We start from the raw sequence: 16,731 nt of genomic DNA, 5'->3' as shown, positions 1-16,731 counted from the left end.
GAAGTTAAACTGTCACATAACAAAGACCCGTTTGGGTTGTATGGTTAAGTGACTAAGCGTACACGGTGGATGCCTTGGCAGTTGGAGGCGATGAAGGACGTATTAACTTGCGATAAGCCTAGTCAAGCTAGTAAAAAGCGCTTGAGACTAGGATTTCCGAATGGGGAAACCCACCTGCTTGCAGGTATCGTTAACTGAATACATAGGTTAACGAGGCGAACGCGGAGAACTGAAACATCTAAGTACCCGTAGGAAAAGAAATCAACCGAGATTCCGATAGTAGCGGCGAGCGAAATCGGAACAGCCCTTAAGCTGATTATGTGTTAATGGAAGGCTCTGGAAAGTGCCACGATACAGGGTGATAGTCCCGTACATGAAAACGCATTTTGAGTGAAATCGAGTAGGTCGGAGCACGTGAAACTTTGACTGAATATAGGTGGACCATCATCTAAGGCTAAATACTCCCAACTGACCGATAGTGAACCAGTACCGTGAGGGAAAGGCGAAAAGAACCCCTGTGAGGGGAGTGAAATAGAACCTGAAACCGTGTACGTACAAGCAGTAGGAGCCCTTCGAGGGTGACTGCGTACCTTTTGTATAATGGGTCAGCGACTTATATTTTGTAGCGAGGTTAACCGATTAGGGTAGCCGTAGGGAAACCGAGTCTTAACTGGGCGAATAGTTGCAAGGTATAGACCCGAAACCCGGTGATCTAGCCATGGGCAGGTTGAAGGTTGAGTAACATCAACTGGAGGACCGAACCCACTAACGTTGAAAAGTTAGGGGATGACCTGTGGCTAGGAGTGAAAGGCTAATCAAACCGGGAGATAGCTGGTTCTCCCCGAAATCTATTTAGGTAGAGCCTCGGACGAATACTTACGGGGGTAGAGCACTGTTAAGGCTAGGGGGTCATCCCGACTTACCAACCCTTTGCAAACTCCGAATACCGTAAAGTACTATCCGGGAGACACACGGCGGGTGCTAACGTCCGTCGTGAAGAGGGAAACAACCCAGACCGCCAGCTAAGGTCCCAAAGTCATAGTTAAGTGGGAAACGATGTGGAAAGGCCCAGACAGCCAGGAGGTTGGCTTAGAAGCAGCCATCCTTTAAAGAAAGCGTAATAGCTCACTGGTCGAGTCGGTCTGCGCGGAAGATGTAACGGGGCTAAACTATGCACCGAAGCTGCGGATTCATCTTAGGATGAGTGGTAGGGGAGCGTTCTGTAAGCCGTTGAAGGTGACCCGGGAGGGTTGCTGGAGGTATCAGAAGTGCGAATGCTGACATGAGTAACGATAATGCGGGTGAAAAACCCGCACGCCGGAAGACCAAGGGTTCCTATCCCATGTTAATCAGGGTAGGGTAAGTCGACCCCTAAGGCGAGGCCGAAAGGCGTAGTCGATGGGAAACGGATTAATATTTCCGTACTTGGTATAATTGCGATGGGGGGACGGAGAAGGCTAAGCAAGCATGGCGATGGTTGTCCATGTGAAAGTGAGTAGGCTAGCGACTTAGGTAAATCCGGGTTGCTGTTAGGCTGAGACACGAGACGAGTCACCAAGGTGATGAAGTTGCTGATGCCATACTTCCAGGAAAAGCCTCTAAGCTTCAGATTATACCGAATCGTACCCCAAACCGACACAGGTGGTCAGGTAGAGAATACTAAGGCGCTTGAGAGAACTCGGGTGAAGGAACTAGGCAAAATCGTACCGTAACTTCGGGAGAAGGTACGCTCCTATCTGTGATGAGACTTGCTCTCTAAGCGGACGGGAGCCGCAGTGACCAGGTGGCTGGGACTGTTTATTAAAAACACAGCACTGTGCAAAATCGCAAGATGACGTATACGGTGTGACACCTGCCCGGTGCCGGAAGGTTAATTGATGGGGTTAGTTTTCGGACGAAGCTCTTGATCGAAGCCCCGGTAAACGGCGGCCGTAACTATAACGGTCCTAAGGTAGCGAAATTCCTTGTCGGGTAAGTTCCGACCTGCACGAATGGTGTAACCATGGCCACGCTGTCTCCACCCGAGACTCAGTGAAATTGAAATCGCAGTGAAGATGCTGTGTACCCGCGGCTAGACGGAAAGACCCCGTGAACCTTTACTACAGCTTGGCACTGAACATTGAACCTACATGTGTAGGATAGGTGGGAGACTTAGAAGCAGAGACGCTAGTTTTTGTGGAGTCGTCCTTGAAATACCACCCTTGTAGTTTTGATGTTCTAACGTTGGCCCCTGAATCGGGGTTACGGACAGTGCCTGGTGGGTAGTTTGACTGGGGCGGTCTCCTCCCAAAGAGTAACGGAGGAGCACGAAGGTTGGCTAAGTACGGTCGGACATCGTACGGTTAGTGTAATGGTAGAAGCCAGCTTAACTGCGAGACAGACACGTCGAGCAGGTACGAAAGTAGGTCATAGTGATCCGGTGGTTCTGAATGGAAGGGCCATCGCTCAACGGATAAAAGGTACTCCGGGGATAACAGGCTGATACCGCCCAAGAGTTCATATCGACGGCGGTGTTTGGCACCTCGATGTCGGCTCATCACATCCTGGGGCTGAAGTCGGTCCCAAGGGTATGGCTGTTCGCCATTTAAAGTGGTACGCGAGCTGGGTTTAGAACGTCGTGAGACAGTTCGGTCCCTATCTGCCGTGGGCGTTTGAGAATTGAGAGGGGTTGCTCCTAGTACGAGAGGACCGGAGTGAACGAACCGCTGGTGTTCGGGTTGTCATGCCAATGGCATTGCCCGGTAGCTACGTTCGGAACTGATAAGCGCTGAAAGCATCTAAGCGCGAAGCAGGCCTCGAGATGATTTCTCACTAGACTTTTAAAGTCTCTGAAGGGCCGTTGAAGACTACAACGTTGATAGGCAGGATGTGGAAGTGGTGTGAGCCATTAAGCTAACCTGTACTAATTACCCGTGAGGCTTAACCATACAACGCCAAACGCGTTTTATGCGACAGTTTAGACAGAAGTTAATATAACTAAAGTAGATATTACTTAGAAAGACTTAAAAAATATTATCAGATATTTTCCAAATTCAGTTAGTGCGCAGAAATACGTATTAACGCCCAAATTTGCTTGGTAACCATAGCGTTTTGGACCCACCTGACCCCATGCCGAACTCAGTAGTGAAACGAAACAGCGCCGATGATAGTGTAGCATTTGCTATGTGAAAGTAGGACATTGCCAGGCTCCAAATACGAGAAAGCCGCTTCAGAAATGAAGCGGCTTTTTTGCGTCTGAAGGAAAGTGAAAATATTAGCTATTAGCTATCAGCCATCAGTTATCAGCTGCGCAGCGTCAACCTGTACTTCGTAGCGTGGGTTGAGTATCACGAAACCCGCGGGTAAAAGAACGCGACGCCCACCTCAGTGCCCAGTGAATCCCATTAAAAAAGCATTAAGAGTATTTAGCTATGTGACTCTCCACCGCTGTGGGCACCACGACATCGCAGGCTCTAAATAAGAGAAAGCCCGATTCGAAAGAGCCGGGCTTTTTTGCGTGTCAAGGAAAGTAATATTCAGCATTTTCTTCTCAAAAGCGTAGCGTCTCCTAAGCGAAGCGCCTCATTGTGACCGTATTTTTGTTATATAACACAACCGGATACACGTTTATCCATCCTCAAACTAGATCACTTAATTATGTGAATTGGTATTATTGGTTTTGCTTTAGTTTGCTGAGGGCTTAGCTTATTCTCAAGCGTAGCGCCTTGAGTTTGTTATAAGACGGTTTGACTATCTATATATATTTTGTTTTGAGTTACGCTGTGTGTACAGCTCGTAACTTAGGTTGTAGCTAGTTAACCTGAGCTGCACATAATAAATGGAACTAAATGCCCTTGCGCTGATCAGATCTTTCGACCAAGAAACATAAGATTACCGAGGCAATGGTATGAATAACTTAGATGCAATTTACGTAGATGTCGATGATTTTTGTTTATTGTTTGAGCCTCAATGGCTTAAACACCTAATAGAATCAGGTGAAAAGCAACGCATTAAGCCATCTCGACTATCCTCTAGCGAAGTGATGACTATATTAATTGCTTTTCATCAATCAGGTTATCGCGATTTTAAAACTTACTACACCAAATTTGTTTGTCAGTATTGGCGACATTATTTTCCTGATTTAGTCAGTTATACACGTATGTTGAAGTTACTTCAGGCCACGTACCTGCTCTGTGTAGCTATCTGAAGCAGCGCTTTGATAAACAAACAGGCATTGCATTTATCGATTCCACTTCTCTCAAGGTCTGTCACAACATGCGTATTCCTCGCCACCAAGTTTTTGCGGGAGAAGCCAAACGAGGCAAAGGAACAATGGGCTGGTTTTATGGCTTTAAACTTCACCTCATCATGAATGATGAAGGTGGTTTATTAGCTGTAAAAGTGACAGCTGGGAATGTTGATGATAGACAGCCGGTATTAGATATGGTCGATAATGTTACAGGTAGTTTATACGCTGATAAAGGTTATGTATCTGCATACTTAGAAGCGGAACTTGCTGAGCAAGGCATTGATTTTATTGCAGATCAACGAAGTAATATGAAGCGTCAGCCAATATCATCTTGGGATAGAGCGATGTTACCAAAGCGTTTCATCATTGAAACAGTTTTCGACCAGCTGAAAAATATGGCTCAAATAGACCACACAAGGTACCGAAGCTGCATCTCATTTATGGTTAATTTAATGGCTGGATTAATTGCCTATACTTTTCAGACTAAAAAGCCGAGTATAAAAGTGACTCGGCTTTAATTCTTATGCAGATCTGAGGTTAGTTATACAAGCAGGTTTAGATTGTTAAAAGCTCATTGATATATTATTTGTCATTAGCTCATAGTGTACTTAAATCGTTTCGTTTTAATGAGCCACCTAAAAAGGCCCAAGGCAAATAATAAAGCTGTGGCTACACCTGATAAAACCCACAGAATTCGTAATGGCTGATCGCCAATGCTGCCATTGTGTAGCGGATGCAACCAGTTTTTAAATTTACTGGCAACGCTCATCTTATCTATATTAAAAACGCTTATGAGCTCTCCTGTGTTTGCATTTACTTGCACATAACTGTGAGGAAAGCGATAAGAGGGATCGCTTTTGGTTTTGAACCTAAAGCGATATACCGCATTGTAATTTGACGGTGTTTCTACCCATGCTAAGCGTGTATATGGCATAGCCTTTTGTGCTGTACTAAGTGCTGCTGATAAAGAAATACTGCGCTGGGGTTTTACTATTGCGCTGTCAGGTTTATCTATATTTCCAAGTAGGGCTGTTATTAAAGGATCGGTTTGCTTTGGTATTGCCAGCATTATACCGGTTGCTGTTAATAGGATTAAAGGCAGAGCAAAAATTAAACCAAGCAACTTGTGCCAGTCGTATAACAAGCCCAGTAAAGAGCTGCGCGCTTTAAACTTTAATGACTTAGTCCATTGCCCTTTTTTAGGCCACCAAGCGTATAGGCCTGATATGAGGAGTATAAGGCTACCTATTCCTACATAGCCTATAACGATTGTACCAGTGCTACCTGCAAGTAACGAAAAGTGTACGTTATAAACCCAGGTAACAAAGTAGTTACCCCACACATCCTCACGTAATATATGACTGCCATCAGGGGTTAGCCAAACCATGAGTGGTGCAAAAGTGTGATTCACTGTTTCGTTTTGGTTGTAATATCTTGCCGGAATATAATTTTTATCTTTGGTGCTTTCTAAACGCCACGAGCCTTGTTTATCTGGGTAGTGAGTTTTTAACGTTTGATATGCGGTATCCCAGCTTAAAGACTTCGCAGTTTCTGTACTTAAATTATTTATATTTTCATCTAGTTCGGGGTAATAAACGAGTATAGAACCTGTTAGAGCGATGAGTGCGAGTACACCTCCAATTGATAAGCCTAGGTATAAATGTACACGTCTTGCTATTTTTCGCCATGAAGCATTAAAACGCATAAAAGAGTGACCATTAAAAATATGCAGTGTAAGGAGGGCGTATTGTATCTTTGTTTAATAGAAAAGAACTGCGACAAAATGTCGCAGCAATAAAATTAGCTTGGCAAACAAAAACGCCAGCTTTATAGGCTGGCGTTTAAATCAGGCTCGGTAATTAATTATGCTTTTGGGCCTGCGTTTTTTATATCATCAGATACATCGTATTTAGCAAAGTTTTCAGTGAAGTCAGCGGCAAGTTTTGCTGCATATTCATTATATTTAGCTTTATCTTCCCATGTATTAATTGGGTTAAGTAGCTTGCTATCCACACCTGGGACTTCAACTGGTACGTCCAGGTTTAATACATCGATATGCTGAGTTTCTACATTGGCTAACTTACCAGATACGATTGCATCTATTACAGCGCGGGTAGTTGGAATATCAAAACGCTCACCAGTACCGTATGGGCCGCCTGTCCAGCCTGTATTAACAAGGTAAACCTTTGCGCCAAATTCGCGTACACGCTTCATAAGCAGCTCAGCGTAAACACCTGCAGGACGAGGGAAGAACGGGGCGCCAAAACACGTTGAGAATGTAGATTCTATATCGCTAGTTGAGCCAATCTCTGTAGAGCCTACTTTAGCTGTGTAACCACTTAAAAAGTGAAAAGCAGCGGCTTCTTCACTAAGTACTGAAACCGGCGGTAAAACACCGCTTACATCACAGGTTAAAAATACAACAGCTTTTGGCTCGCCAGCGCGGTTTTCAACTTTGCGCTTTTCTACGTGCTCTAGCGGGTAAGCTGCACGGCTATTTTGCGTTAAGCTTGTATCGTTAAAGTCTGGTGTGCGTGTTTCATCAAGTACAACGTTTTCTAAAATTGTACCAAAGCGAATTGCATTCCAAATTACTGGCTCATTTTTTTGTGAGAGGTCGATACACTTTGCGTAACAGCCGCCTTCGATATTAAATACGCTTCCTGGTGCCCAACCGTGTTCGTCGTCACCAATCAAAAAGCGTGTTGGATCGGCCGATAACGTTGTTTTACCTGTACCCGATAATCCAAAGAATAGTGCTGTATCACCCGCTTCTCCTACGTTAGCAGAGCAGTGCATTGGTAATACACCTTTTGCTGGAAGAAGAAAGTTTTGAACGGAGAACATCGATTTTTTCATTTCACCGGCATAACGCATACCTGCAAGTAACACTTTGCGTTGAGCAAAGTTAATAATAACCGTGCCGTCGCTGTTGGTGCCATCACGCTGTGGGTCACAAACAAACGAGGGCACATTCATTACCTGCCATTGGGGTAAATCAGATGCATTATAGTTTTTAGGCTCAATAAACATGTTTTTAGCAAAAATATGGTGCCACGCTGTTTCTGTAGTAACAACTACAGGTAGGTAGTGCTCAGGGTCTGCGCCAACTTCTAGGTGAGAGGTGAAGTGGTCATTACTTTGCACATGTGCTTCTACGCGAGCCCATAAAGCGTCAAATTTGTCAGCATCGAATGGGCGGTTTACATTACCCCATTGGATATCATCTTGCGTTGTTGCTTCTTTTACAATGAAGCGATCTTTAGGAGAGCGCCCAGTGCGCTTGCCTGTAATTGCAACAAAGGCTCCATTTGCGGCTAGTGTCCCTTCGCCACGACGAATCGCGTGCTCGACAAGTTCAGCTGCGGTTAAATCGACAAAACGTGTTGCGCTTGTAGTCATGTTTATACCTAACTATGTGTGAGAGTTTGAACGGGATAGCTCTGGGTTCTTAGTTCCCTTAAGCTGAAATTATAGTAACAGAAGGATTTGAGATATTCGAGCCTGTAAAGGCCCTAAAAACACATATATTTGCTAAAAAACATGAATAATTTCAATGATACCGGTGTCAGTAAATTAGCAAAATTAATGACACCGGTATCATCATTTTATAATATAAAACCGCATATTTTGCGGCTTTATATTTGATTATGAGGTGGGAGGTTAATTAAAAATATTTTTAATATCTTGCTCATCAAAAACATATTCTTTTAAGCAATAGTGACAGCTAATATTCACTGTGCCATTTTCTGCAACGTCGTCAAGTAACTCTTGCTGACCTACATTTACTAACGCGGCGATAGTTTTGTCTCGGCTACAGCCACATTTAAATGTAATAGCTTGTGGGTCAAATACGCGCGGGTTATCTTCGTGATATAAGCGCGTTAATACAGTATTAGCATCAAGCTCTAATAGCTCTTCGCGTTTAATTGTATCGCTTAGCGCTTCTAAATGAGTAAAGTCATCTATTGATTTTTGTTTATCCACAGGCAGTACTTGTAAAAACAACCCACTGGCTTTTGCATTACCTTCTGTTGTATCAGTTGCAAACCAAAGGCGTGTTTTTAACTGTTCTGATTGCTCAAAGTAGCTTTCGATACACTGACTTAATGTATTGTGCTCAAGAGGTACTATGCCTTGGTAACGCTCCCCTTTAGTTGGGGTAATAGTAATTACCATGTAGCCTTTGCCTACAAGCTCTTTAACTGTTGAGCCGCTAACCTCGCTTTGCATGCGGGCAATACCACGCATGTTTTGCTTATCATCACCGTTAATTACAGCGTACTTAACAGGGCCATCGCCTTGTAGCTGAACGGCTATTTCACCTTCAAATTTCAAGGTTGCAGTTAATAAACATGTTGCAACGAGTAATTCACCTAATAGTGCTTTAACTGGCTCAGGGTAATTGTGATTAGCTATCATCTCGTTGTAGGCGTGTTCAATTTGAACGAGTTCGCCACGAACATCGAGTTTGTCGAATAAATAACGGTGAAGTAAATCTTGTTGCATGAGCGGCTATACCTAACTTGATTTCATTTTTAAAAGTTCGCGCCTTTGCTTTTTATCGGGCTTTTTATCCGGATGAGGAGCAAAGAAGCTGTTATTTTTGCGTGCGATGGCGTTTTCTTCGCGTTTTGCAATACTTGCATCAGTTTCTTGATACAAGGTCTGTGCTATGGGGGCGCTTTGGCGTTTTTCAAGCACTTTAAGCACGTTGATAAGTTTTTCATCAACACCTTGAGCAAGCTTTATGGTTGCGCCAACCTCCACAATTTTACTCGCTTTAGTACGTTGTCCATTATAATGCACTTTGCCGCCTTGCACCATTTCGCGTGCCAGTGCACGGGTTTTGTAAAAGCGCGCGGCCCATAACCATTTATCTAATCGAACTTTTGGCTCACTACTGTGGTCTGAATCGGCATTAGTGTTATTTTTTTTACTCATTAGGCTTCTTCAATCGACTATTTATATATCGCAAAATTTATCATGAAATCATCGTAGGATGAAGGTATTACGGCGCATGCTGTTTTTTTAATCAACATTACATTGTTATATTAATCTGTTTACAAAGTTTAATATTAGTGTGCTTGTTGAATGAAAAATGAAAGGGTACTATGGGTACGCGCTTATGCAGTAAATTAAAATAAGAACATTATTATGGAACAGCAAATTCAACAGCTTAAACAATTTTTAACACGGCTACCCCATGCTAAATTAAGCGCAGTAGTTACGCTGTTAGTTGTTGTTTATCTTGCTTATTTACTTTCAAAGTTAGTGTGGCTGGTGTGGCCGCAGCCGCTCTCTACACCGCTTACTCCATCTCACTATTCAGCCGGATCAAAGGCTACTAGTACTACCTCAGTGCAAAATATTATAGAGCAGTTTTTATTTGGTAAAAAAACTGTAACAAATAAAACTAATACTGCGCAGCAAAACGAAGTCATTAATAATGCGCCAGAAACTCGCTTGAGTATTAACTTAACGGGTATTGTTGCTGTAAGTAACGACGACCAAGCAGGCATTGCTATTATTGAGTCACAAGGGCGACAAGTAAGTTACTTAGTTGAGGAGGTTGTACAAGGGACTCGTGCAGAGGTTGCACAAATACTCCCCGATCGCGTTATTTTAAGTGTAAACGGCCGATATGAAACGCTCATGCTAGATGGTCTCGACTTTACTAAAAAAGTGTCTATGCCTGTGTTAGCTGCCCGTGAAGAACAAGATATGGGGCCGCAAAAAATAGAGCAAAGCGAGCTTCAGATTAACGCAACCGCTGATCCTGATGTAAAAGAAGCAATAATAGAAACACGAGAAGAGCTACTTAACGAGCCAGGTAAGTTATTTGATTACATTCGTGTTTCACAAGCAATGAGCGATGGTGAACTAATTGGCTATCGTTTAAGCCCAGGTAAAGAGCCTGCTCTATTTAAACAAATGGGCCTACAGAATAATGATTTAGCCGTGGCTATAAACGGTTACCAATTAACAGATTTACAACAGGCAATGGCAGCAATTAATGAGCTGCGTAACACCAGCGATGCCACAATCACGATAGAACGTGATGGTGAGCAAATCGATGTGCAATTTAGCCTGCAATAACTTAGCTTTGGAGTTTTAACATAATGGTTCAGGTGCTACACCTCAAAAAAATTAAAAAAGGGTTAGCTAAGTACGCAGCGCTTTTTTTAGCAGCCAGTATTTCGTTGTCGGTTTCAGCTGTTGAATATGCTGCAAACTTTAAAGGCACAGATATCAACGAGTTTATAAACATTGTTGGTAAAAACCTTAATAAAACAGTGATCATTGACCCAAATGTGCGCGGAAAAGTAAACGTACGCAGTTATGAGTTAATGGATGAAGCGCTGTACTACCAATTTTTCTTAAATGTACTTGAAGTGTATGGCTACTCAGCAGTAGAAATGGACAACGGTATTATTAAGATTGAAAAAAGCTCTGACGCTAAAAAATCAAATGTACCGCTAATTACCGAAAACAGCGCTGCATCGGGCGATATGATGATCACCCGTGTGGTACGGGTTAAAAATGTAAGTGTTCAAGAACTTGGTCCATTAGTGCGCCAGTTTAGCGATCAAAAAGACGGTGGCCATGTAGCTAACTTTAATGCGGCTAACGTCATGATGCTTACAGGGCATGCAGCGTCGGTTAACCGCTTAGTTGAAATTATTCGCTCGGTAGATCAAGCCGGTGATAAGCGTGTAGATATTGTTAAGCTTAAATATGCTACGGCAGATGACGTTGTATCGGTAGTTGAGAATATTTACAAAGACAGCGGCAAAGGCAGCGTACCAGAATTTTTAATTCCTAAGGTGGTTGCTGATGGCCGTACAAATAGCGTAATTGTAAGCGGTGAAGGGCAAGCCCGTACCCGTGCTATAGAGCTCATTAAGCGCCTCGATGGCGAACTTGAAAGCCAAGGCAATACCAAAGTATTTTACTTAAACTACGCCAAAGCAGAAGATTTAGTAAAAGTACTACAAGGGGTAAGTAAAACGCTTGCAGAAGATGGCCAAGGTACAAGTAAAACTCGTACAAACAATAAAAACGATGCCAGTATTGAAGCTCATCCAGATTCAAACTCGTTAGTTATTACCGCCCAGCCCGATACCATGCGCTCATTAGAGACCGTAATTGATAGGCTCGATATTCGCCGTGCACAAGTACTTGTAGAGGCCATAATTGTTGAAGTAATGGAATCAGATGGCGTTAACTTAGGTACCCAATGGATTTCAGAAGATGGCGGTATGCTGCAGTTTAATAATGGCTCAACTGTACCGGTAGGCTCATTAGCGGTTGCCGGAATTCAAGCGCAAGACACCACAACCACACAAACCATAATAGGTACAGAAACCGGTAATGTTACCAGCTATGATGAAACGACCGAAGGTGACTACACTGCACTTGCTTCATTGCTAAGTGGTGTAAATGGCTTGGCGTTCGGTTTAGTTAAAAACGACTGGGGTGCCATTATTCAAGCTGTTTCAACCGACACCAACTCAAATATTTTGGCTACGCCTTCTATTACGACCATGGATAACGAAGAAGCGTCGATGATAGTGGGTCAAGAAGTGCCTATTATTACTGGTTCTCAAACAGGTAGTAATAACGATAACCCATTTCAGACCATAGAACGCCAAGAAGTGGGTGTAAAATTAAAAGTAACCCCACAAATTAACGATGGCTCAGCAGTACAATTATTAATTGAACAAGAGGTATCGAGTGTTAGCGGTGCAACAGCTGTTGATATTTCTGTTAATAAACGCGCAATTACCACAACCGTTATGGCTGATGATGGCGGTATGGTTGTGTTAGGCGGCTTAATTGATGAAGACGTACAAGAAAGTGTGTCTAAGGTACCAATTTTAGGTGATATACCAATTTTAGGTCACTTATTTAAGTCAACTAATACGACCAAACGAAAACGTAATCTTATTGTATTTATTCGCCCGACGATTATCCGAGATGGCGTTAATATGAATAAGTTAAGCTTTAATAAGTATAACTTTATCCGTGGCGAGCAAATGAAAGAAAAAGAAGATGGTATAGAACTTATGCCAAATTCAGATGTTCCTTTACTTCCATCTTGGGATGATGAGCTTATTCTGCCACCAACTTATGAAGAGCACTTAAAAGCATTAAGCTCTAAAGAACGTGCAGAGCGTGAAGATGACTAGCGCAATAGAACAAATAAACGAAGACGTGGTTCATCGTAGTGATGAACCACGAACTGAGGAGTTACTTACAAGTAACGATTTAGTTGAGTTGCCTCCAAAGCGTTTACCTTTTTCGTATGCGCGCAGAGCGGGTGTACTGCTTAGTAAAAATAATGAACAGCAAGTTGTGTATTATCGCGGCGAGCTAGATGTTGAAGTATTGCTAGAAGTGCGTCGCATTGCAGGTAAAGGCTTTACCCTCGAGCAATTAGCTGACGATAAATTTGAGTTATTATTAGAGGCTGCGTATCAGCGCGATAGCTCTGAAACACAACAAATGATGGAAGATATTGGTAACGAGGTTGATTTATTCTCCCTTGCCGATGAGCTCCCACAAACCGAAGATTTATTAGCCGGCGATGATGATGCGCCTATCATCAAACTAATCAACGCCATGTTAAGCGAAGCTATTAAAGAAGGTGCATCCGATATACATATCGAAACCTTTGAGCAAGAGCTTGTGATTCGCTTTAGGGTTGATGGCGTATTAAAAGAAGTGCTTAAGCCTAATCGTAAGCTAGCCTCGTTGTTGGTTTCGCGTATTAAGGTAATGGCGAAACTAGATATAGCAGAAAAACGTATTCCACAAGATGGTCGTATCAGCCTGCGTATTGCAGGGCGTGCAGTAGATGTGCGTGTATCTACCATGCCATCTAGCTTTGGTGAGCGTGTAGTACTGCGTTTACTTGATAAAAACAATGCCCGCTTAAACCTAGAAGATTTAGGCATGACACCGCAAAACCGAGAGTTGTTTGCTGATTTAATTAGCAAACCACACGGTATTATTTTGGTTACTGGCCCAACGGGCTCTGGTAAAAGTACCACCTTGTACGCCGGTATGAGCCAAATAAACTCTCGCGATCGTAATATTTTAACCGTAGAAGACCCAATAGAGTACGAAATTCCGGGGATTGGCCAAACACAAGTAAATACCAAAGTAGACATGACCTTTGCCCGCGGGCTTCGCGCAATATTACGTCAAGATCCTGATGTAGTCATGGTCGGTGAAATACGTGACCTTGAAACCGCGCAAATTGGCGTGCAAGCATCGCTTACAGGTCACTTAGTGATGTCTACGCTACATACCAATACCGCCTCGGGCGCAATTACCCGTATGGAAGACATGGGTGTAGAGCCATTCTTACTTTCATCGTCATTGTTAGGCGTGCTGTCGCAGCGCTTAGTACGTACTTTATGTAATAGCTGTAAAGAAGGTCACACGGCCGATGAACGTGAGTGTGAGCTGCTAGGTGTACCGTTTGATAGCGCACCTACAATTTACCGTGCAGTAGGGTGTGAAGAGTGTAACTTTAATGGTTACCGCGGCCGTACCGGTATTCATGAATTACTGGTGGTTGATGAAGAAATACGCGAAATGATCCACAGCGGTAAAGGCGAGCAAAGTGTTGAAAAATACATTCGCCAAAAAAGCCCAAGCATACGCCAAGATGGCTGTAGCCGCGTACTGGCAGGCAAAACAACCCTTGAAGAAATTCTACGCGTTACCCGTGAGGAAGCCTAACCATGGCGGCGTTTGAATACCGTGCCCTTGATGGCCGAGGGAAAGAACAAAAAGGCATTTTAGAAGCCGATACAGCTAAGCAAATTCGCCAAGCGCTGCGCGAAAAAAAACTTACGCCGCTTGAAGTTGTCCCTGCAGCAGAAGGGGAAAAACAAGTTAGTGGTGCAAAAACGCCGTTATTAAGTCGTTTTTTCAAACCCAGCGTATCAACCTCCGATTTAGCCCTTATTACGCGCCAGCTTGCTACGCTTATTCAATCGGCATTGCCAGTTGAAGGAGCTGTTATGGCGGTGGCAGAGCAATGTGAAAAGCCCCGCTTAAAACGTATGCTTATGTCGGTACGTTCAAAGGTGGTAGAGGGCTATACTTTGGCTGATGGCATGAGTGAATTTCCACATGTATTTGACGATTTATACCGAGCAATGGTAGCCGCAGGTGAAAAATCAGGGCACCTTGACCAAGTATTAAATCGCCTTGCCGATTACACCGAACAGCGCCAACACATGCGCAGCCAAATTACACAAGCCATGGTTTATCCAACCATTTTGGTTATTTTTGCTATTGGTATTGTTTCGGTTTTATTAGGCACCGTCGTGCCTAAAATTTTAAAAACTTTCGAAAAAACCAAGCAAGTATTGCCTTGGACGACCGAATGGGTTATGGCGGGTAGTCACTTTGTACAAAATTATTGGTTTATAAGTTTGTTAGTCATTACTGCGCTGGCAGTCGGCATTAAACATGCACTTAAACAACCTAAAATTCGCTTTTGGTGGGACGATCGCGTTCTGCATATGCCTGGTTTTGGTAAAGTAGCGCGGGGTATTAATACAGCGCGTTTTGCTCGTACGCTCAGTATTTTATCGTCAAGCTCAGTACCACTACTTGAAGGAATGCGCATATCGGGTGGTGTATTAGCGAATAAAAAAATGAAAAAATCGGTAGCAGATGCTGCCGATAGAGTCAGTGAAGGTGCAAGCCTGAGAGCGGCTTTACAGCAAACTAAGCTGTTTCCACCTATGATGCTGCACATGATCGCCAGCGGTGAAAAATCAGGTGAGCTAGAACAAATGTTAGAGCGCGCGGCTAATAACCAAGACCGTGAGTTTGAAAGCATGGTAAACGTATCATTAAAATTATTAGAGCCAGCAATGATTGCCTCTATGGCGGTGATTGTTTTGTTTATAGTAATGGCTATTTTACAGCCAATAATGGCAATGAATAAAGCGGTAGGACTTTAAGCTTTAAGGGGTTAGCTAAGTTAGTATTTACTTAGATGACGCCAAATTAAATTATGTTTTTGGAAAATGAGGTATTTACGTGAATAAACAATCAGGTTTTTCTTTACTCGAAGTAATGGTGGTATTGGTTATTATCGGGATGATTATGTCAATTGTAGCGCCTAATATTATGGGCCAACAAGAAGAAGCTGCTATCGATAAAGCACATCTAGATATTCAACAGCTTGAAGATGCAATGAGCTTATACAAGCTTAAAAATAAAAGCTACCCAAGCACGGAGCAAGGCCTAGAAGCACTGGTCAATAAAACCAGCATTGAGCCAATTCCTAAGCGTTTCCCTGATGGTGGCTTTGTAAATGAATTACCAGAAGATCCATGGGGCAACCCATACCAGCTAATTAGCCCAGGAGAAATTGGTAAATTTGATATTTTTTCTATGGGGCCAGATGGCGAAGCCGGTACCGATGATGATATTGGCAACTGGAACGAAGACGAGCAATAAATGCGACTTAACCTAGCAGTATGGTTAAATACGATTGCACGAGGCTTACTATGCAAGTAAGCCTTAATCGTATGCGCGCCCACCACCGTGGGTTTAGCTTAATAGAAATTTTAGTGGTACTTACTATTATCGCATTTGCGACCAAAATGGTGGTATACAGCTTAGAAGGCGGCGCCGAAGATGAGCTTGATACACAAGCGCTTAGGCTGCATACCACCATTAACATGGCCTCTGAGTTTGCTATTTTAAATCAAATAGAACTTGGCTTAATGGTTGAAGAAAATACCCTTGAGTTTTTAGTATTTGATGGCGAAAAATGGATTACCTTTGACCGCGAAGACCTTTACAAGCCTATTGAGCTTGATGAACGGCTAAAACTCACGCTCAATTTAGAAGATTTAGCTTGGTCACAAGAGAACTTACTTGAACAAGCAAATTGGCGTGAGCTAATGAGCGGCGGCGACGACGATAGCTTACTAGAGCTTGAAAAGTTAAAAATACCGCAAGTCCTTATTTTATCATCTGGCGAGGTCAGCGCCTTTCAGCTTATTGTTGAATTAAAAGAGCAAAGTGAGCCTGTGTATTACATTGAAGGGGAATTTACAGCCCCAGTTAATTTGCGAAAAGAGCCATAACAATGAGGCTGAATAAAGGCTTTACCTTACTCGAAGTGCTTGTAGCGTTAAGTATTTGTGCTATGGCTGGGATTGCAGCTATGCAAGCAACCGGCGAGCATATAAATCATTTAACAACACTTGAAGAGCAAACGTATGCATCGTGGGTGGCAGAAAATGTGCTTGTTATGCAGCGTACTAAAGGTAAAGACTGGCAGGCTAAAAATGGCGCGCGCGGTAGCGAAGTAATGGCGGGCGTTGAGTGGTTTTGGAAACAAGAAATAGCAAAAACTGCAGACAAAAGCTTTGTCAAAGTGACTATAAATGTTTTTAGCGACGAAAAATATGAACAATCGGTGTACGAGCTTTCAACTTATTTAAATAAAGGCAGCTAAT

General features: G+C 43.1%; 11 protein-coding genes, 2 rRNA genes and 1 pseudogene. 10 read left to right on the top strand and 4 right to left on the bottom strand.

Annotated elements, in window-relative coordinates; translation table 11 throughout:
* Positions 1-42 precede the first annotated feature (42 nt).
* From QUE46_RS15245 to QUE46_RS15235, 3 genes and pseudogenes are all read left to right on the top strand, one after another.
* Positions 43-2,927 (top strand): 23S ribosomal RNA (locus QUE46_RS15245).
* 145 nt (positions 2,928-3,072) lie between these two features.
* Positions 3,073-3,187, top strand: a 5S ribosomal RNA gene (rrf, locus tag QUE46_RS15240).
* Between the two features lie 699 nt (positions 3,188-3,886).
* Positions 3,887-4,746 (top strand): annotated as a pseudogene (locus QUE46_RS15235) (IS982 family transposase).
* A 74-nt stretch (positions 4,747-4,820) separates the two neighbouring features.
* On the opposite strand, the gene QUE46_RS15230 reads toward QUE46_RS15235, so the two are convergent.
* The 4 genes from QUE46_RS15230 to hslR all read right to left on the bottom strand — a co-directional run bounded on the left by QUE46_RS15230 (position 4,821) and on the right by hslR (position 9,172).
* Positions 4,821-5,933 carry a PepSY domain-containing protein gene (locus QUE46_RS15230; RefSeq protein WP_286245486.1) on the bottom strand — a complete coding sequence of 371 codons (1,113 nt, stop codon included), beginning with the start codon at positions 5,931-5,933 and terminating at the stop codon, positions 4,821-4,823.
* Positions 5,934-6,091: 158 nt separating this feature from the next.
* Complete coding sequence (locus tag QUE46_RS15225) at positions 6,092-7,630, bottom strand: phosphoenolpyruvate carboxykinase (RefSeq protein WP_004588454.1); 1,539 nt, start codon at positions 7,628-7,630, stop codon at positions 6,092-6,094.
* A gap of 261 nt (positions 7,631-7,891) precedes the next feature.
* On the bottom strand, positions 7,892-8,737 hold the full coding sequence (hslO, locus tag QUE46_RS15220; RefSeq protein WP_286245485.1) for an Hsp33 family molecular chaperone HslO: 846 nt from the start codon (positions 8,735-8,737) through the stop codon (positions 7,892-7,894).
* A gap of 12 nt (positions 8,738-8,749) precedes the next feature.
* A complete protein-coding gene (gene hslR / locus QUE46_RS15215; RefSeq protein ID WP_286245484.1) occupies positions 8,750-9,172 on the bottom strand; it encodes a ribosome-associated heat shock protein Hsp15 in 423 nt (140 codons plus the stop codon).
* A 213-nt stretch (positions 9,173-9,385) separates the two neighbouring features.
* Between hslR and gspC the strand changes: the two genes are divergently transcribed.
* The 7 genes from gspC to gspI all read left to right on the top strand — a co-directional run bounded on the left by gspC (position 9,386) and on the right by gspI (position 16,730).
* Positions 9,386-10,327, top strand: coding sequence for a type II secretion system protein GspC (gene gspC / locus QUE46_RS15210; RefSeq protein WP_286245483.1), 942 nt, complete (start codon positions 9,386-9,388; stop codon positions 10,325-10,327).
* Positions 10,328-10,350: 23 nt separating this feature from the next.
* Complete coding sequence (gspD, locus tag QUE46_RS15205; protein WP_055016762.1) at positions 10,351-12,420, top strand: type II secretion system secretin GspD; 2,070 nt, start codon at positions 10,351-10,353, stop codon at positions 12,418-12,420.
* A complete protein-coding gene (gene gspE / locus QUE46_RS15200) occupies positions 12,413-13,981 on the top strand; it encodes a type II secretion system ATPase GspE (protein WP_286245482.1) in 1,569 nt (522 codons plus the stop codon). The genes gspD and gspE overlap by 8 nt, the downstream gene beginning before the upstream one ends.
* A gap of 2 nt (positions 13,982-13,983) precedes the next feature.
* Positions 13,984-15,219, top strand: a complete 1,236-nt coding sequence (gene gspF / locus QUE46_RS15195) for a type II secretion system inner membrane protein GspF (RefSeq protein WP_004588448.1) — start codon at positions 13,984-13,986, stop codon at positions 15,217-15,219.
* Positions 15,220-15,298: 79 nt separating this feature from the next.
* Complete coding sequence (gene gspG / locus QUE46_RS15190) at positions 15,299-15,721, top strand: type II secretion system major pseudopilin GspG (RefSeq protein WP_004588447.1); 423 nt, start codon at positions 15,299-15,301, stop codon at positions 15,719-15,721.
* A 50-nt stretch (positions 15,722-15,771) separates the two neighbouring features.
* Entirely contained in the window at positions 15,772-16,356 is a 585-nt protein-coding gene (gene gspH / locus QUE46_RS15185) for a type II secretion system minor pseudopilin GspH (protein ID WP_004588446.1), read from the top strand.
* A 2-nt stretch (positions 16,357-16,358) separates the two neighbouring features.
* On the top strand, positions 16,359-16,730 hold the full coding sequence (gspI, locus tag QUE46_RS15180; RefSeq protein ID WP_286245481.1) for a type II secretion system minor pseudopilin GspI: 372 nt from the start codon (positions 16,359-16,361) through the stop codon (positions 16,728-16,730).
* Position 16,731: the final 1 nt, after the last annotated feature.

The organism is Pseudoalteromonas sp. MM1 (assembly GCF_030296835.1).
Classification (GTDB): Bacteria; Pseudomonadota; Gammaproteobacteria; order Enterobacterales; family Alteromonadaceae; genus Pseudoalteromonas.
The sequence above is the reverse complement of the archived record's forward strand: the minus strand, read 5'-3'. Positions and strand labels throughout refer to the sequence as shown.